Source organism: Anaerocolumna xylanovorans DSM 12503, assembly GCF_900143645.1.
In the GTDB taxonomy this organism is placed as follows: domain Bacteria; phylum Bacillota; class Clostridia; order Lachnospirales; family Lachnospiraceae; genus Anaerocolumna; species Anaerocolumna xylanovorans.
This window is the reverse complement of sequence record NZ_FRFD01000014.1, coordinates 46,666-64,229: the sequence shown is the minus strand read 5'-3', so window position 1 is coordinate 64,229 and position 17,564 is coordinate 46,666. Positions and strand designations below refer to the sequence as shown.

Here is a 17,564-nt window from a genome sequence, read left to right as displayed (position 1 = left end):
GATATATAGAGTATACCATTTGATGAAGCGGCATGCAAGAAGCGGTGAATATTTATCTGGCCGCATTTGCTGTAATCAATTCAAACTCAAACCTTGACTTGTACAGGTATTTCCATTATAATTAGATGAAATGCCTTTAAAAGGCTGGTATAAAAATGAATAATGAAAGAACGTGAAATCATGTTAAAAAGTATGACTGGCTTCGGGCGCTGCGAGAAGGCAGATGCAGAGCGCAAGGTTGTTGTGGAAATGAAAGCGGTAAACCACAGGTACCTTGATATTAATATCAAGATACCAAAGAAACTAAGCTTTTATGAGGCTGGGATTCGAAGCATTTTGAAGAAATACCTTAGCCGTGGTAAGGTCGATGTATTTATCAGCTATGAAGAACATCAGGAAAACAGTGTCTGTGTGAAATATAACGAGACCATAGCGAAGGAATATTACGATAATCTAAAGAAGATGGCTGCTACCTTTGAAATAAAGGATGATATAACAGTATCTGTTCTGGCTTCCTATCCGGAAGTTTTTACATTGGAAGAAGAGCAGTCTGATGAACAGGAGATATGGCATCTGATTGAGGAAGCCGTTACCGGTGCTTGTACGCAGATGGTGGAATCCCGCAGTCAGGAAGGTGAACATCTAAGGAAAGACTTAAGTGATAAATTAAATGGTATGCTTTTAGTAGTCTATACTATTGAAGAAAAATCACCCCAGCTTGTAACCGAATACCGTGAAAAGATTAGAAGCAAGGTGGAAGAGCTTTTGGGGGATACCATGGTAGAAGAAAGTATTTTAGCTACAGAGGTTACTGTTTATGCAGATAAGATTTGCGTGGACGAGGAGACCGTCAGATTAAAAAGCCACATTGAAAATATGCTCTTATGCTTAAATCAGGGGGAAGAAGTCGGAAGAAGACTGGATTTTATTGCCCAGGAAATGAACAGGGAGGCCAATACCATCCTTTCAAAAGCCAATAATATTGATATTACCAATATGGCTATTGATTTAAAGACAGAGATTGAAAAAATCAGAGAGCAGATTCAGAACATTGAATAAATGAGGCGGTGAGGCAAAGTGAATCGATTAATTAATGTTGGTTTTGGAAATGTAGTAAATGCCGATAAAATAGTCGGTATCATCAGTCCGGAGGCGGCCCCAATCAAAAGACTGGTTCAGAATGCCAAAGATGCAGGCAATGCTATTGATGCGACCTGCGGAAGAAAAACCAAAGCAGTGCTGGTTATGGACAGCGGGCATCTGGTGTTATCATCCCTGCTGCCGGACACCATTTCAAACCGTGTAAATATGAAAGAGATTTCAGAATAAAAATACCATTTGATAATAAATTCAATTAATATAAAGCGAAAGGCAGGAAAAACAATATGTTACATCCATCCTATACAGACTTAATGAAGGTAGTCAACAGTGACGTTGAACCCGGAGAGCAGCCGGTAGTCAACAGCCGTTACTCCATTGTACTTGCTACAGCAAAAAGAGCCAGACAGTTAATCAGCGGAGCAGAACCATTGGTTCGTACTACTACTTCCAAGCCCTTATCCATAGCAGTAGAAGAAATGTATCAGTCTAAGGTTAAGATACTAAATGATGAAGAAGCGGGAAAGGATAGCAAATCCGAATAAATAGAGAGAGGCATTCTTGTTTAGCGGGAGTGCCTTCTTTTATGAACAGGGGTTCTGGTTTGCGAAATGCATGGGGTAGGTTAAAATGGAAGATAAGAAGATAATAGAAGACGAGGAAGCTTCCCGGGTTAAAGGGGAGGCAAAAGAGAAAGAAATTGCCGGCGGACAGGAAAGCCCTAAGAAGGAAGAGACAGAGGATAGCAGCAAATCCGGTTACGGCAAAGATATAAGGGATATGTTAATCTATTTTGCACTGATTATTGCAGCGGTGCTGTTAATCCATAATTATGTGGGACAGCAGATTGAGGTAAGCGGAAGCTCCATGGAGGCGACGCTTCACAATGAAGATCATTTAATATTAGAAAAGATATCTTATGAAACGGGAGATCCCAAGCGTTTTGACATTATTGTTTTCAGGCCTTACGCAGAGGACAAAAAGACATATTATATAAAAAGAGTTATTGGACTTCCGGGAGAAACCGTTCAAATCATCGGAAGCGATATTTATATCAATGGCGAAATACTAAAAGAAGATTATGGGAATGCTTTAATAGAAGATGCCGGTATTGCAAATGAACCTGTTAAGCTTGCATCTGACGAGTATTTTGCATTGGGAGATAACCGCAATAACAGTAAGGACAGCAGAAATCCTGCTGTAGGCGTGATTAAGAGAAAGAGTATCTTAGGAAGAGCATGGGTCAGAATATGGCCTCTTAATGGCGTGGGTGTTTTAAAGCACCAGTAGTTATATTATTGAAATGGAAGGAAACCGGAATATGGAACAGGAGCCAAAAGAATATGCCGATTCTTTTGCAAAGGAAGCAAACGAGGAGCTGGCTGATAATAATGGAACAAATGAAGAAGTACAGGTTTTAGACAGTGATGTAACCAAAGAGATGAAAAAATCCAGGCGGCGGTCTATTATAAAGGACTTAATCACCTATGCAATTATTTTCTTTGTCTGTTTATATATAATTCCTACCTATGTCATCCAAAAGACAATCGTAGACGGACCTTCTATGGAAGATACCCTTCACAACGGTGACCAGTTAATGGTTGAGAAAATCAGTTACCATTTGGATGGTTTAAAGCGTTTTGATATTATCGTGTTCTATCCCTATGGCAGGGAGAATAAGGAGTACTATGTAAAGCGTGTTATCGGGCTTCCGGGCGAAACCGTGCAGATTAAAGGGGAAGACATCTATATCAATGATAAGAAAATATCAGAGCATTACGGCAAGGAGCCTATAACCAAAGCCGGAATTGCCGCGAATCCTATTACCCTGGCAGAGGATGAATATTTTGTTATGGGAGATAACAGGGAAGTAAGCTTTGACAGCCGGTATGAAGAGGTCGGACCTGTTAAGAAGGATAATATCGGAGGGAAAGTAATACTTAGAGTGTGGCCTTTGAATAAATTTGGACTTTTGGAATAAGATATAGTAAGAAAAGCGAAAAAGGATAAGAAATGAAAAGCAAGTTTTTTCGCTTATTCCGTTTTCAGGGACCAGTCTCAATTATTTATTATATTGCTTTTGTAGGGCTGTTGTGGTATCTGGTAATTCCCCATACTTCCATTTATTACAGAACCAATCTCTTTGATCCGTTTTCAGAGAAGATGAATGCAGAGGATGTTGTCTTAAAGAAAGGTGAAGAATTCCATCTTTATCTTATCAGGCTCAATCAGAGAGTAACCTATTCTTCTACTGATATAAAAGTTGCAGATGTCAGCATCTTTGGAACGGTAACGGCGTACAGGCCGGGAACAACCTTTATCCGTATCCGTTTTGACGGCAGAGAGCGTAAATGCAGGGTAAGGGTAATTGATATCAGCCACAAAAAGCTTACGCTGTCAAGAGGAAATAGCTGCAGACTTTATATAAAGGGGCCAAATGGCAGAGTAAAGTGGTATAGCGGAAATAAGAAAATAGCAACAGTAAGCCGTTTTGGCAAGGTAAAAGCAAAGAAAAAGGGCTGGGTAGTAATCTATGCAAAGGTTGAAGGAAAGCTCTTAACCTGCCGGGTTGCTGTAAGATAAAAATAAAGTCAAAGTAATGCATCCATATTAAGCAGAAAGCTCAATATGGATGCATTTATAATTATCTCACAGAAAGTTCCTTTAATACCTTACTTAGATTAGTTACCTCCTGTACAGAGGAATTGATTCCATTAATTTGGGAATTTTCATCTTCTATAATAGAAAAGATTTCTTGTGTAGATGCGGAGTTTTCTTCTGCTATGCTGGCCATATGGGTAATCTGTTCCTGGATTTCAGTGAAGTCTTTTGCAGCTGCAGCTATTTGATTCATATTTTTTGATAATGCCGAATTGGTTTCAATGTAGGAATTCCTGATATCTGTAAAATATTCTGCAACCTCTTGAATAATGCTAATTCCATCTGTTGTAGCCTTTTCTCCCTCCACAGACATTTTTGAGGCGAGTTCAGATTTTGTAAAGATACTCTCCGTTACATCATTAATATTTGCAACGATTCCTTTGCTTTGTTCCGATAATGCGCGAATCTGTTCCGCTACAACGGCAAAGCCTTTTCCCTGCTCGCCTGCACGGGCAGATTCAATGGATGCATTTAATGCTAACAGATTAGTCTGTCCTGCGATTGTTTTTATTCCGTTTAACAGTGTATTGATTTCCCCAAGACTGTCTTTCAGTTCGTTAACGGTTGCCGCCGTCATACCGATTGCTGTGGTTGCCGTATTCATATGGTTGGAAACCTCATGTATTTTATTCCATCCATCCTCTACTTTATTTGCCATATCGCTGGATTTGGCCACAACACCTTTCGAAATGTCAATGCTTTGATTCATTACCTGCATAGAAGTTATCATGGATTCATTAACCCGGTATACACCGGTTGCTTCCTCTTGTATTGCAGCAGCCATCTGCTGTACCGAATTCAAAATATCCTTGCTGGCCGTGCTGATTCCATATAATTGCGTGTTTACAGTACTGACATTGGTATCTAAGGATTTTGATCCCTTTTCCATTGCCTGAAACGTAATCTCCAGTGTTTCCAACAGCTTTCTGGCTTCCGTCTCTTTTTCATTTGCTTTCCCTACAACCTCGTTTCCCCACTTTGCAAGAAAGAACAGCAAAACCAGAATACCGTTCATCAGAAGCAGGATTTTGACATAACTGCCTGTACCGGTATCCATTCCCATAACCCCTTCATGATTTAAAACATATACGAGGTTGAGAGCAACATTAAGGAAAATACCGTGAATCACAATTAGCTCCTTTTTAAAATAAAGACCCACCATTGCAATTGTCAATATCAGTATATAATGGTTGTTCACTTCAAATTTATCAGTATACATTAGGGCTGTAATAACCAATGCCGGAAGGATGGAAAATATTAACGCTTTTACATTTTGTTTAATAGGAACCAGGTAATTAATAAATGAAATTACCAAAATAAGAGCTCCGGATAATAAAGAAGTAATACTGCCGGCAATACCGTAGGTAATGACATTCTGTATACAGAGTAATATAACGAGTGCAATTGTAATAATTAAGTTAACCACATCAACTCTCTTATAATCGTAAGTATCTTGTTTTTTCATCGTAAGTCCTCCTATATGTTTCAGCAATGATATTATTATAACACTATGAGTCGTAAAAGCACATATTTAATCCTGAATTATTGCCGAAGTTATGATCTTACGGGATTTTAAGTTTTACCGTTTAAGTCGGTGAATAGTTTGGGGCACATTTCTTTAGCATCTTACAATTCTTTCAAAAGTATTACGATATTTTTTCGGAATTCTTAATTTATCCTTAAAATTTTCACGGTTTCTTCACAGAAAAATCACTACTTATTCTTAAAATTAAGATGTATTTTACTGGTGGATATTAGTAATTTTATTGAAAAGGAGACATTAAATGCAGCGAAAACTACTAATGGTAATACTTATTGCAGCTGTTCTTGTTACAGCAGTTTATCCGTCTGTTTTAGTAAAAGCAGACAGCGGCAATGCACAAAAAGTAATGAATGAACTGGGAATTATGAATACGGATAAAGGAAGCACCAACGCTTTATCAGCAGCTGTGAGCAGGGCAGAATTTTCACAGATGCTAATTAATATGTCCGCAAAGAAAGATTATGTAACAGCCAAAACCAATGTAACCTTGTTTAGTGATGTAAAGAAGACCTATTGGGCCGCCGGTTATATTCAGGCAGCAGTTGAAGCGGGTTATATGTCCGGCTACATAAACGGTTCCTTTAAGCCATCGTCAGCTATTACCTTAAAAGAAGCAGTATATAGTGTCATTAAACTCCTTGGATATACCGATGCGGATTTTACCGGCAATGTATACACCGGTATGATGAACTTGTATTCGAAGAAGAATCTGAATGAGAATATATCTAAGACAGCCAGTCAGAAGTTAACAAGAACTGACTGTATCAATCTGTTTTATAATGTTCTGACTGCAAGCACAAAAGACGGAAAGGTTTATGGAGAAACACTTGGGATTAAGGTTGATACAAACGGTGATATCAACTATCTTTCCTTAGTTAATTCTTCTATGAAAGGTCCTGTAGTCGTAATGGATAACTGGAAACAGAAGATTCCTTTTGCGCTGGCTGGGGCTACATATTATAAAGATGGGAAGAAATCCACCCTAACAGCAATTGATCAATATAATGTACTGTACTATTCCACGAAGCAAAAAACCATCTGGGCTTATGATAACAAAGTTACCGGAACCGTTCAGTCCATAGGAAGTGATACTCTTATACCGGACCATGTGACGATTGGGGGGACCCAATATACGTTAAGTACGGCAGCTGCAGCGGAGCAGTTTGCAGCAGGCGGCATCTATGAAACCGGGGATGTTGTAACCTTACTGTTAGGTAAAGATAACACAGTGGTATATGCCCTGGGAGTTGATGCCCTCAATGTGACCACGACAGGAATTATACTAAGTACAGGAAAGCACGCGGTAACCGATGCAAAGGGTGATTATACCTATACATCCTTTATGACAGTGGTCGATGCAAGCGGAGCTACCTTTGAACAGGATTATGACAATACAAAGGTAAGCTATACAGACGGGCAGCTTGTCCGTATTACCTATACGAACGGAACCTCGGCCGTTGAAAGCTATGCCTTTCCAAATTCTCTGCCATCCAGTATGACCTTTTCAGCGGACGGTCTGGCTTTAGGAAGCTATGAGCTGGCAGCCAATGTAAAGATACTGGACTATTATAAAGGAAACTACACATCATTGTATGCAAGCCGGCTTGCCGGTTCTCTTATAAGTTCCGGAAGTGTTATCTATTGTGAAATGAACAGCAGAAATGAGATTACAAATCTGATTCTTAACAATGTAAGCGGTGATTTATACCAATACGGTATTTATCTTGGAATTAAGAGCACAGCCGGTTCCGGTTCTGCAAGCCAGTACATTATAAATGGAAAGACTTCCACTACCACTTCTACAGAGATTCTTTCCGCAAGCATCGGACCTGTAGGGCTTATAATTAATGGAACGGATATCTCTTCCGTTATGAAGCTTCAGTCAGTTTCAGTTAAGGCGGTCGGTTCTACTTATGTACAGGATTCCTCCACCAAGTATTTGCTGGCAGATAATGCGCAAGTATATTTCTATGATGGAATGGACTATACACAGACAACGTTAAGTAAGGTAACCAGCTTAACAAAATATAAACTGACGGCCTATTATGATAAAACGACTGCCCTCGGAGGCCGTGTACGAGTTATCATAGCACAGGATGCTGACTAAAAAGTTAAGGAGGATTGAGGGATGAATCTGTTTAAGAAAAAGGGCAGTACATTTGCAGAAACTGCAAAGGCAGGAACTGCAAAAACAGAAACTGCAAATGGTAAAAAGCCAAGAAAAAAGAGCAAATCGAAAAAAATAATACGTATCGTAATTATTGTATTAATCATAGTGATAGCAGCAGGGATGGGATATAAAAAGCTGGTACTTAATAAGGCAAAAAAAGCAGCTTCCGAAAATACGGTAACGACAGCTAAAGTAGAAACGAGAGACATTGAAAACACACTGACTTCCTCCGGTACCGTTCAGCCTTTAAATACATATGAGGTAAAAACCCTGGTAGAAGGAGAGGTAATATCCGCTGATTTTGAAGAAGGAGATGAGGTAGAAAAAGGGCAGGTACTTTACCAGGTTACTACAGATACTCTGGATAAGAAGATAGACCAGGCCAATACCTCCGTTTCCAGAGCAGAAAAGAATTATGATAAATCGGTTGAGAACTATGATAAGGCAAAGGCAAACTATGAAGATGCCTTAAAAGATTATAATGAAGCTGCAGATAAATATAAAAATTTAAACTTAACTGCCGCCTCCGCCGGTGTTATTACAGAACTTATGGTAAAGGAAGGCGATAACGTTCAAAAAGGCAGCCAGCTTGCTAAGATCTATGATAACAGTTATATGCTGTTAGATGTTTACTTTAATGCTTCCGATGTAACTTCCGCTTTGGTTGGGAAAACAGCTTCTGTCCAATTATCAGGCGGCGCGGAAACCTTATCCGGTACGGTTACCAAGGTAAGCAGCCTTGAGGAAGCATTAAGCGGTAACAGGATTGTTAAGAAGGTTACAATTAAGGTAAAGAACCCGGGCGGTATTACTGCAGAGAGCAAAGCAACGGCCTCAATCGGAACCCTTTCCTCCAGTGAGGAAGGCTCCTTTCAACCACTGACAGATACAGTGATAACAGCAGAAAAAGCCGGTGAAGTAGCGAAGCTTTCCGTAGAAGAAGGAGATAAAGTCGCAGAAGGCGATTCCATTGCTGTTCTTGATAAAGATTCCATAGAAGACCAGCTTGACTCCTATAATAAAACAGCAGAGAATGCAAAGGACTCCATGGAGAATGCGAAGGATTCCATTGAAACGGCAAAGGAAAGTATTGAAGATGCCAAATCTGCTTTGGATGAGGTTGTGGATACCAAGACAGACTACAGTATTACAGCACCTATTTCGGGTAAGGTCATAAGAAAAGATGCACTGGAGGGAGATACTATCAATTCCCAGAGCAGCCTGTGCGTCATCTATGATTTATCTGCCGTTACCTTTGAAATGTATGTGGATGAACTGGATGTAAAGAGTGTAGCTGTAGGCCAGGAGGTCAATGTAACAGCAGATGCACTGGAAAATGCCAAGATAAGCGGCGTAGTAACAAACATAAGTCTTGAGAGTACTACAAACGGCGGTGTTACCCAATACCCGGTAACGGTACGCATTAATGATGCGGGGGACCTGCTTCCCGGTATGAATGTAACAGGTGAGATTATAGTGGAAAAGGCAGAAGGTGTTCTTGCAATACCGGCAGACGCTTTAATGCGTGGAGATGTGGTCTATGTGAAGGATGCTTCTGTAACAAAAGCAAATGGAAGTGTTCCGGCGGGATTTAAGGAAGTGGAAATAGAAACAGGACTGACTGACGGGAACTATATTGAAGTTAAGAGCGGATTATCAGAAGGGGATGAAGTCTATGTAAAACGTACCAGTTCAGGTACGACTCAGACAATGATGCCCGGAGGATTCAACATGGAAGGCGGCCAAGGAGGTCCCGGAGGTAACTGGCAAGGCGGAAGCAGTCAAAGAAGCGGTTCCTTTGGAGGCGGCCAGAGCAGAAGCCAGGGAAGCGGTTCCTCTGGCGGCAGATAGGAGGTGTTACCGTCATGAATGAACCTTTAATCAATCTAATTGATATTTATAAAATATACCGGATGGGAAGCACTGAGGTGCGTGCCAATGATGGAATAAGTCTTAAGATATATCCGGGAGAATTTGTAGCTATTGTCGGGAAGTCAGGAAGCGGAAAGTCCACGATAATGAATATTATCGGTGCCCTGGATGTTCCAACAGAAGGGCAGTATATCTTAAACGGAGAAGACGTTTCAACCCTAAAAGGGGATGAACTGGCTGAAATCAGAAATAAGACCATCGGCTTTATCTTTCAGCAATATAATCTGTTAGCCAGGCAGACACTGCTTGAGAACGTGGAACTTCCCTTGCTCTATGCAGGAGTTTCAAGGCGTAAGAGAAAAGAGCTTGCTATGGCAGCCTTAGACAGAGTTGGGATTAAGGATAAATACAAAAACTTTCCCAATCAGCTTTCAGGCGGACAGCAGCAGAGAGGTTCCATTGCCAGAGCTTTAGTTGGTAATCCCTCCCTGATTCTGGCTGATGAGCCTACAGGAGCACTGGATTCAAAAACCAGCAGGGAAGTGCTTGACTTTCTGCAGCAGCTCAATGAAGAAGGCAATACGATTGTGCTCATTACCCACGATCATTCCATTGCAGAAGAGGCAAACCGCGTTGTGTCTTTAAAGGATGGAAAGGTGGATTTTGACGGCGGCGTAGAGGAGTACAGGAGGAATCGTACATGAATTTATTTCAGACCTTTAAATTGGCAATAAAAAGTATTGTCGGTAACAAGCTGCGATCATTCCTGACCATGCTCGGCATGATAATCGGTGTTACCTCAGTTATAACCTTAATCGGTCTTATGAATGGTGTTACGAATTATGTACTGTCTACCTTTTCCGATATGGGAACCAATATGCTGACGGTCTCTGTAACCAATACGGATACCCGGTTTGTAAAGGTGGATGATGTATATGACTTCGTAAAGAAATACAGCAATGTATTTGAGGGAGTATCCCCTTCCGTAGTCAGCAATTATACTTTAAAATACGGTACGAATTCTATGAGTACCACAGTTACCGGAGTCGGAGAAGATTATGCGGACTTGAATGATTTTAAGCTGTCAAGCGGAAGATTTATTGACTATGCTGACATAAAGAACCGTTATAAGGGCTGCGTTATCGGTACCTACATTGTAGATGAACTCTTTGACGGCATTGCCAGGGTGGGAGATACCATCAGGATAAACGGGGAAGTATACACGGTGATCGGTATTAAGGAAGAAGAAGCCGATTCAGAAGAAAATTCAGCGGATGATTGTGTATATATACCCTATTCCAGCGCAGTAAGAATGGCGGGAACCGCTATTTCAAGCTACAGCTTTGCAGCTGTAAGTGATGATAAGGTGGATACCTGCAAGACCCTCCTTGATAATTATTTGTATAACATCATGAAGGATGAGGATTTGTATAAGATATCGACGATGGCAGAGCTGCTTGAAAAAGTAACGGAGATGACTAATATGATGGGCTCCATACTAGGCGGTATTGCAGGAATCTCCTTGTTAGTTGCCGGTATTGGAATTATGAATATCATGCTGGTATCCGTGGTTGAAAGGACCAAGGAGATTGGTATCAGAAAATCCCTGGGGGCTAAAAGAAAGGATATCCTGCTGCAATTTGTAATAGAAGCGGCAACCATCAGCATCTTGGGAGGAACTATTGGAATTATCTTAGGCTGGGCTGCAACCACCAACATCGGAAATGCCTTTGGACTGGATGCTTATCCTACGGTAAACTCCATTCTGTTAGCTTTTGGCGTATCAGCCGGTATCGGTGTGGGATTTGGATTTATGCCGGCAAATAAGGCGGCAAAATTAAACCCGATAGATGCCCTAAGAACTGAATAAAGTTGGTCTAAAATCTTATACTTCGTACTAATTATATACTAATAGGATATGGACTAGTGAGGTTAGTATGAAGTATAAGAAATATGCAAAAATTCTTTGCTTTGTGTTATGCATTGCATTACTTTTTTCCGGTAATATGGGCGCAAAAACCTTTGCAGATACCGGGAAGAACAGTAAGGAAGCCGCCGGGCAGGATAGCACAGCACAGAAAGATGTTGCACAAAACGGCACAACGCAGGATAGTGCAGCAGTTGATATCACATCCGAGTCGGCAGTTCTCATAGAAGGTTCAACGGGTACTGTAATTTATGAAAAGAACAAGGATGAAAAGAGAAAACCTGCCAGTATCACAAAGATTATGACACTTTTACTGATATTTGATGCACTGGCAAGCGGTAAGATTAAGCTGACGGATCAGGTAACTGTCAGTGAATATGCAGCCTCCATGGGAGGTTCCCAGGTATATTTAGAGCCCGGCGAAACCCAGGATGTAAATACCATGATAAAATGTATCAGTATAGCCAGTGCCAATGATGCTGCCGTTGCAATGGCCGAATACATAGCAGGTTCTGAGGAATCCTTTGTGAACATGATGAATGAAAGAGCAAAGGGATTGGGCATGAGTAACACCAATTTTGTGAATTGCTGCGGCTTGGACGTAGATAATCATTATACTACGGCATATGATATAGCCCTTATGTCCAGAGAGCTTGTTGCAAAATACCCTCAGATCAGTGATTATTCCACTGTTTGGATGGAAAATATCATTCATACCACAAAGAAAGGCCAAAGTGAATTCGGACTTACCAATACCAATAAGCTGATTAAAAGTTACAATGGAATCACCGGGCTTAAGACCGGTTCTACAAGTCTTGCAAAGTATTGTCTCTCTGCCACAGCCAAACGAAACGGCATGGATATGATAGCAGTAGTACTGGCAGCACCTGAGACCAAAGTGCGTTTCAGGGAAGCTGCAAAGCTTTTAGATTATGGCTTTGCTAATTGCAGCATTTACCAGGACGATAACAAGGACCTTGCAGTAACTCCCATACCGGTAAAAAAGGGTGTGGCAGACGGATTGAATTACAAGGTAAATGATAAATTCTCTTATCTGTGCTTAAAAGGAACCAATCCGGCGGATATTACAAAAAAGGTAACCGTAGAGGAAAGTCTTACCGCCCCCGTAAAAGAAAATGATAAGGTTGGTGAGGTAACCTACCAGCTGGGAGGCAAGACCATCGGAAAGGTGGATATTGTGGCATCTGAAAATGTCGATAAAGCGAACCTTAAGGATTATTTTAAGGCAGCTATGAAAAAATTCCTATTCTAAAAAAGGGTACTATAGACCGCAAAGAAAGTCTGTGTTATAATTGATAACAGCTTTCCTGCGGTCTATCCTTTTTATGGGATTAGTGTGAATTATTGAAAAGCATAATTCACACACAAGTTTATGCCTGCGAAATCCTCGGCACAAACTTGAGGTGTACTGAGGAAGGCATGGCAGTTAGTGTGAATTATTGAAAAGCATAATTCACACACAAGTTTATGCCTGCGAAATCCTCGGCACAAACTTGAGGTGTACTGAGGAAGGCATGGCAGTTAGTACGAATTATTGAAAAGCATAATTCACACACAAATTTGTGCTGGCAGCGTGGTGGATAAGATGGAAATTATAAATTAGAAAGGGCTATGGATGATAAAAATAATAGGAGCACTTCTTTTACTCCTTCTTCTTATAGAGTATATAAGAAATCTAAAACCGGAAATTACGAAGGAAATTGTGGAATCAGAGAGGCTTCCAAAGGCCTTTGACGGTTTTCGTATGGTCATTCTGGCTGATCTTCACAACTATAGCTTTGGCAAAGAAAATGAAGTATTAAAAAGGCAGATAGATTCCATAAAACCGGATATTATTCTGGTGGCAGGGGACATGCTGGTACGCAAAGCACCAAAGAAATACGATACTGCTTATAATCTCTTAAAGGCACTGTCAAGAAAATATCCGGTTTATTACGGAATGGGTAATCATGAACAGAGTCTGGACAGCGAAAAAGAGGAATATGCTGTGCTTTACAGAGATTATGTAAGCAGGCTTAAAAAAGATGGGATTATCCTTCTGGATAATGAAAGCGTAACCCTTAGAAAAAAGAATGATAATTTGAAAATATCAGGCTTATCCATCGAGAAACCTTACTATGGTAAAAGCAAAATACCAAGGATGCCATTAGATTATGTTGAAAATCTTCTGGGGAAGTGTGACAGGCAATGTTATGATATACTGATTGCCCATAATCCCATGTATTTTAAGAATTATGTAGCTTATGGTTCTGATTTGATTTTGTCCGGACATGTTCACGGAGGTATTATAAGGCTTCCTTTTTTAGGAGGAATGTTATCTCCCCAGTACCGGTTCTTTCCGAAATACGATGCCGGCCGTTTTAGTGAGAAGGGCAGTACTATGTTAATATCCAGAGGATTAGGGCTTCATACTTTGAAATTCCGTATCGGAAACCGTCCGGAATTAATGGTTGTTACTTTAAAAAGACTTATGATACAGGAGGATTGACATTTATGAGAATACAATTAATAAGACTTTTGGCTGCCTTTCTGGCAGGCTGTATTGTTATGATACTCCATGAATTTCCCAAAGCCTTATTATATAATAGTTTAAATAAAAAACAGGACCCAAAGAAGAAAAAGAATATCTATAAACTGTACCAGTATATTGACCCTATAGGAATTCTGTTTTGCGTAACCAATCAGGCTGGATTTTCAAAGCCCTATATGTACCGGTTAAAAAACAGGAGGAGCAATTTATTGCTTGGAATCTGCGGCTTTGTGAGCTTATTCCTCGTATTTGCAGCCAGTGTTATTATCATTAAAGTACAGAATAATTTTTCATCTCTTCTGGAGTGGAATCCAGGCGATGGCTCTATCAGGCTGTTTTTCCAGTTTTCTCTGTTATATATGGCACTTATCAGTATAACGATGTTTTTTGTCAATCTTTTTCCGGTGTCAACCTTTGACATGGGCCTTTGTATTGCCGCAAAATCACCTTCCAGATATTTTTCAATTATTAAGAATGATTATCTGATAAAGGTACTGTTGATTTTTGTAGTGATTTTTCAGCTTTTGACGGATATATCATGGTATATTCTGACGTTGATATTATAGCAGAACTTATATGGTGAAAGGATAGAAGTAATGGGGATTTCATTTAAACTAGAGGTGTTTGAGGGTCCTTTGGATCTGTTACTGCATCTGATCGAAAAAAATAAAGTAAGCATCCATGATATACCGATTGTTCTGATAACAGAGCAGTATATGGAATATGTCAATCATATGGAGACAAAAGATCTAAATATTATGAGTGAATTCCTTGTTATGGCAGCCACGCTTCTTAACATAAAGTCGAAGATGCTGCTGCCTAAGGATGAGAAGAAGGACTTCGGGGAAGAGGATCCGAGACAGGAGCTGGTGGAAAGGCTTTTGGAATATAAGATGTATAAATACATATCCTTGGAGTTAAAGGACAGGGAACTTGATGCCGGAAGGGCATTCTTTAAAAACCCTACCATACCGGAGGAAATCAATGACTACGAAGAGAAGGTAGATATAAGCACCCTTCTTTCTGATCTGACACTTGCCAAGCTGCACCGGATATTTGAGTCAGTGATGAAACGGCAGACGGATAAGGTTGACCCTATAAGGAGTAAATTCGGGCGTATCGAAAAGGAAGAGGGCAATCTGACCGAGAAGATAGAAGAAGTGGCGAAGTATGGAAGACTGCATAAGAGATTTTCCTTTTATCAGCTGTTAATGGGCCAACGCGGTAAAACAGAGGTTATTGTTACCTTTCTTGCCATTCTTGAACTGATGAAGACCGGAGAAATCATTATCAGGCAGGACAACCTGTTTGAAGACATTATGATTACCTATAAGGAAGCGGCAGCTGTATAATGAAAAGTCAAATAGTAACTTAGGCTTAAGGCTGAATATGCAGAAATGAGGTTTATATGGAGATAAAACAGATTAAGGCGGCAATTGAAGCCATCCTCTTTACCATGGGAGAAGCGGTGGAACTTGACAGGCTTTCGGCGGCGTTAGGACATGATAAGGATACAGTAAAGAAGATAATACATACCATGATGGACGATTACCGAAGTGAGGAAAGGGGAATCCATATTATTGAGCTGGAGGACTCTTATCAGATGTGTACCAAAACCGAATTGTATGATTCACTGATAAGGATTACCCATGTGCCAAAGAAGCATGTATTAACGGATGTACTCCTTGAAACACTGTCCATCATAGCATATAAGCAGCCTATTACCAGAATAGAGATTGAAGCAATCAGGGGAGTAAAATCCGACCATGCGGTCAATAAATTAATAGAATACAATCTGGTTGGCGAGATCGGCAGAATGGATGCACCGGGAAGGCCGATTCTCTTTGGAACAACGGAAGAGTTTTTAAGAAGTTTTGGGATTCACTCCTTAGAAGATCTTCCTATTATAACCTCGGATAAGGTGGAGGATTTTAAGTTAGAAGCAGAGGAAGAAGTACAATTAAAACTGGATATTTAAAAAGGTTCCATGACTTTTGCAGGAAAGAAAAGTCATGGGGCTTTTTTTATCTTATAGAAAATTACGTCCTGTAAGATAAAAAGACCTATGGGCGGAATGCACATTCTTTATTTAAAGTACTCCTTATAAACCATGAGTAAACAGCGTTTCTTTGGATATAATACCAGATATATGAAAACTAACGGATTTTAAGGAGGCTTCAATGACCCTTTTACATGATGATAAAAATCATATAACTGCTCTTTTTTCCAAGTCCCTTGATGAAAATATCGACACCTTATCGGCACTGTTTGAAAACTGCGCGGATGTTGTGAAGAGAAAGTTCAGCGTGGGCGGAGCAAATCAGACAGATATATTTATTATTTATATTGACAATATGATTGATAAAGAACTCCTTGAAATGAATACCCTGCTGCAGCTTTTCAGGGACTTAAAGGAGATGCCGGAAACTGATAAATTTGAGTATATCAAGAACCAGGGGATACAGACAGTTGACTTGGTTGAAGTCAACACGATAGCAGAGATTGTCGGACAGATACTTTCCGGAGATACCATTATTCTGGTGGATGGTTATGATAAGGCACTAAAAGTGTCCATGCGCAAGATGCCAAACAGGGGTGTCCCAACCAGTGAAAATGAAGTAAGTGTCAGGGGCTCTAAGGAGAGCTTTAGCGAGGCACTTTTTATAAACCGGGTATTGTTAAGAAGAAGGATTAAGGATACGAACCTTAAGATGAAGCAGTTAAAAATCGGAACCAGAACACGCACGGATGTAGCTGTCTGCTACCTGGAGGGAGTGGCAAAGCCTGAAGTTTTGGCAGAAATTGAACGAAGGCTTAATGAATATGTGATAGATGGGATTTTAGACAGCGGTATGTTAGAACAGCTTACTGAGCGGAATACCTACTCCCCATTTCCGGAATACCAATCCACGGAAAGGCCGGATAAGGCAGCAGCAGCCATATTAGATGGAAGGGTGGTAATACTGGTAGATAATTCCCCGGTAGTCATTGTTCTTCCGACTACCTTGAATTCCTTTTTTCAGGCTTCTGACGATGCTTACACCAGGTGGGAAGTCGCAACCTTTCTCCGCCTGCTGCGTTATATCGGTGCTTTTCTGACGATAGCTCTTCCGGGACTTTATGTGGCTGTATTAAATTATAATGCAGAGCTTCTCTCACCTGCCATGTCGCTTTCCTTTGCTGCAGCCAGAGAAGGAGTTCCCTTTTCCGTACTGGTGGAAGTAATTATTATGGAAATAAGCTTTCAGATGCTATTAGAAGCCGGAGTCCGGATGCCGGGACCAATGGGAGGCACATTAGGAATCGTTGGAGGCCTTATTATTGGGGATGCCGCTGTAAATGCAAATATTGTGAGCCCCATTGTTGTAATTGTAATTGCTTTGACTGCTATTACGGCCTTTACGGTACCCAATGAACCCTTTGCTTCTGCCTTTCGTATTATCCGGTATTTCATCCTGGCACTGTCGGCTTTTCTTGGGCTGTTTGGTTTCATAATAGGAATTACCTGCTTATTGATACATTTGGGTGGTTTAAAAAGCTTTGGCATGCCATATATGGTTCCCTTCGCCGCTTCCGGTATCAATCATGGCACCGATACCAAAGATGCCATGCTAAGGTTTCCTTTCAGAAAATTAAGAAGACGTCCTTTATTTGCAAGCAAGGACGAAAGAACCAAGCTTGTTAAGAGAGAGGGCGGAAAAGAGATGGAAGATGAGAATGAGGATTAGAAGGGAGAAGAATC

General features: G+C 40.5%; 17 protein-coding genes. 16 read left to right on the top strand and 1 reads right to left on the bottom strand.

What is annotated here, in order from left to right; all coding sequences use genetic code 11:
* The first annotated feature begins 180 nt into the window (after window positions 1-180).
* The 6 genes from BUF11_RS20935 (at window position 181) to BUF11_RS20910 (ending at window position 3,681) form a co-directional block, all read left to right on the top strand.
* Window positions 181-1,059 (top strand): YicC/YloC family endoribonuclease, encoded by an 879-nt coding sequence (locus tag BUF11_RS20935; RefSeq protein ID WP_073590911.1) that lies wholly within the window; start codon window positions 181-183, stop codon window positions 1,057-1,059.
* 18 nt (window positions 1,060-1,077) lie between these two features.
* Window positions 1,078-1,329, top strand: coding sequence for a DUF370 domain-containing protein (locus BUF11_RS20930; protein ID WP_073590828.1), 252 nt, complete (start codon window positions 1,078-1,080; stop codon window positions 1,327-1,329).
* 56 nt (window positions 1,330-1,385) lie between these two features.
* Complete coding sequence (gene rpoZ / locus BUF11_RS20925) at window positions 1,386-1,643, top strand: DNA-directed RNA polymerase subunit omega (protein ID WP_073590827.1); 258 nt, start codon at window positions 1,386-1,388, stop codon at window positions 1,641-1,643.
* Between the two features lie 235 nt (window positions 1,644-1,878).
* A complete protein-coding gene (gene lepB, locus BUF11_RS20920; protein ID WP_073590910.1) occupies window positions 1,879-2,388 on the top strand; it encodes a signal peptidase I in 510 nt (169 codons plus the stop codon).
* A gap of 31 nt (window positions 2,389-2,419) precedes the next feature.
* On the top strand, window positions 2,420-3,079 hold the full coding sequence (gene lepB, locus BUF11_RS20915) for a signal peptidase I (protein WP_242952433.1): 660 nt from the start codon (window positions 2,420-2,422) through the stop codon (window positions 3,077-3,079).
* A gap of 32 nt (window positions 3,080-3,111) precedes the next feature.
* Window positions 3,112-3,681 (top strand): Ig-like domain-containing protein, encoded by a 570-nt coding sequence (locus BUF11_RS20910; RefSeq protein ID WP_073590826.1) that lies wholly within the window; start codon window positions 3,112-3,114, stop codon window positions 3,679-3,681.
* A 61-nt stretch (window positions 3,682-3,742) separates the two neighbouring features.
* Here the strand turns inward: BUF11_RS20910 and BUF11_RS20905 are convergent, their stop codons facing one another.
* Window positions 3,743-5,224: a methyl-accepting chemotaxis protein gene (locus BUF11_RS20905; RefSeq protein WP_073590825.1), complete on the bottom strand. Its 1,482-nt coding sequence runs from the start codon at window positions 5,222-5,224 to the stop codon at window positions 3,743-3,745.
* Between the two features lie 319 nt (window positions 5,225-5,543).
* Here BUF11_RS20905 and BUF11_RS20900 point away from each other — a divergent pair, with 319 nt between their 5' ends.
* From BUF11_RS20900 to BUF11_RS20855, 10 genes are all read left to right on the top strand, one after another.
* Window positions 5,544-7,409: an S-layer homology domain-containing protein gene (locus BUF11_RS20900; RefSeq protein ID WP_084558800.1), complete on the top strand. Its 1,866-nt coding sequence runs from the start codon at window positions 5,544-5,546 to the stop codon at window positions 7,407-7,409.
* 21 nt (window positions 7,410-7,430) lie between these two features.
* The gene (locus tag BUF11_RS20895; RefSeq protein WP_073590823.1) at window positions 7,431-9,323 is read left to right on the top strand and encodes an efflux RND transporter periplasmic adaptor subunit; all 1,893 of its coding nucleotides are present in this window, start codon (window positions 7,431-7,433) and stop codon (window positions 9,321-9,323) included.
* Between the two features lie 14 nt (window positions 9,324-9,337).
* Entirely contained in the window at window positions 9,338-10,048 is a 711-nt protein-coding gene (locus tag BUF11_RS20890) for an ABC transporter ATP-binding protein (protein WP_073590822.1), read from the top strand.
* A complete protein-coding gene (locus BUF11_RS20885) occupies window positions 10,045-11,214 on the top strand; it encodes an ABC transporter permease (RefSeq protein ID WP_073590821.1) in 1,170 nt (389 codons plus the stop codon). The genes BUF11_RS20890 and BUF11_RS20885 overlap by 4 nt, the downstream gene beginning before the upstream one ends.
* Before the next feature lie 67 nt (window positions 11,215-11,281).
* Window positions 11,282-12,544, top strand: a complete 1,263-nt coding sequence (locus tag BUF11_RS20880; protein WP_073590820.1) for a D-alanyl-D-alanine carboxypeptidase family protein — start codon at window positions 11,282-11,284, stop codon at window positions 12,542-12,544.
* 363 nt (window positions 12,545-12,907) lie between these two features.
* On the top strand, window positions 12,908-13,780 hold the full coding sequence (locus tag BUF11_RS20875) for a metallophosphoesterase (RefSeq protein WP_073590819.1): 873 nt from the start codon (window positions 12,908-12,910) through the stop codon (window positions 13,778-13,780).
* Between the two features lie 5 nt (window positions 13,781-13,785).
* Entirely contained in the window at window positions 13,786-14,388 is a 603-nt protein-coding gene (locus BUF11_RS20870) for a hypothetical protein (RefSeq protein ID WP_073590818.1), read from the top strand.
* A gap of 30 nt (window positions 14,389-14,418) precedes the next feature.
* Window positions 14,419-15,174, top strand: coding sequence for a segregation and condensation protein A (locus BUF11_RS20865; RefSeq protein WP_073590817.1), 756 nt, complete (start codon window positions 14,419-14,421; stop codon window positions 15,172-15,174).
* 56 nt (window positions 15,175-15,230) lie between these two features.
* Window positions 15,231-15,800: an SMC-Scp complex subunit ScpB gene (gene scpB, locus BUF11_RS20860; protein WP_073590816.1), complete on the top strand. Its 570-nt coding sequence runs from the start codon at window positions 15,231-15,233 to the stop codon at window positions 15,798-15,800.
* Between the two features lie 202 nt (window positions 15,801-16,002).
* On the top strand, window positions 16,003-17,550 hold the full coding sequence (locus tag BUF11_RS20855) for a spore germination protein (RefSeq protein ID WP_073590815.1): 1,548 nt from the start codon (window positions 16,003-16,005) through the stop codon (window positions 17,548-17,550).
* The last annotated feature ends 14 nt before the right edge of the window (window positions 17,551-17,564 follow it).

What these genes read in the sequence shown, in the direction of transcription:
- BUF11_RS20935 (WP_073590911.1), top strand. Translation starts at nt 181, where the DNA reads ATGTTAAAAAGTATGACTGGCTTCGGGCGCTGCGAGAAGGCAGATGCA.
- rpoZ (WP_073590827.1), top strand. Translation starts at nt 1,386, where the DNA reads ATGTTACATCCATCCTATACAGACTTAATGAAGGTAGTCAACAGTGAC.
- lepB (WP_073590910.1), top strand. Translation starts at nt 1,879, where the DNA reads ATGTTAATCTATTTTGCACTGATTATTGCAGCGGTGCTGTTAATCCAT.
- lepB (WP_242952433.1), top strand. Translation starts at nt 2,420, where the DNA reads ATGGAACAGGAGCCAAAAGAATATGCCGATTCTTTTGCAAAGGAAGCA.
- BUF11_RS20910 (WP_073590826.1), top strand. Translation starts at nt 3,112, where the DNA reads ATGAAAAGCAAGTTTTTTCGCTTATTCCGTTTTCAGGGACCAGTCTCA.
- BUF11_RS20905 (WP_073590825.1), bottom strand. Translation starts at nt 5,224, where the DNA reads ATGAAAAAACAAGATACTTACGATTATAAGAGAGTTGATGTGGTTAAC.
- BUF11_RS20900 (WP_084558800.1), top strand. Translation starts at nt 5,544, where the DNA reads ATGCAGCGAAAACTACTAATGGTAATACTTATTGCAGCTGTTCTTGTT.
- BUF11_RS20895 (WP_073590823.1), top strand. Translation starts at nt 7,431, where the DNA reads ATGAATCTGTTTAAGAAAAAGGGCAGTACATTTGCAGAAACTGCAAAG.
- BUF11_RS20890 (WP_073590822.1), top strand. Translation starts at nt 9,338, where the DNA reads ATGAATGAACCTTTAATCAATCTAATTGATATTTATAAAATATACCGG.
- BUF11_RS20885 (WP_073590821.1), top strand. Translation starts at nt 10,045, where the DNA reads ATGAATTTATTTCAGACCTTTAAATTGGCAATAAAAAGTATTGTCGGT.
- BUF11_RS20880 (WP_073590820.1), top strand. Translation starts at nt 11,282, where the DNA reads ATGAAGTATAAGAAATATGCAAAAATTCTTTGCTTTGTGTTATGCATT.
- BUF11_RS20875 (WP_073590819.1), top strand. Translation starts at nt 12,908, where the DNA reads ATGATAAAAATAATAGGAGCACTTCTTTTACTCCTTCTTCTTATAGAG.
- BUF11_RS20870 (WP_073590818.1), top strand. Translation starts at nt 13,786, where the DNA reads ATGAGAATACAATTAATAAGACTTTTGGCTGCCTTTCTGGCAGGCTGT.
- BUF11_RS20865 (WP_073590817.1), top strand. Translation starts at nt 14,419, where the DNA reads ATGGGGATTTCATTTAAACTAGAGGTGTTTGAGGGTCCTTTGGATCTG.
- scpB (WP_073590816.1), top strand. Translation starts at nt 15,231, where the DNA reads ATGGAGATAAAACAGATTAAGGCGGCAATTGAAGCCATCCTCTTTACC.
- BUF11_RS20855 (WP_073590815.1), top strand. Translation starts at nt 16,003, where the DNA reads ATGACCCTTTTACATGATGATAAAAATCATATAACTGCTCTTTTTTCC.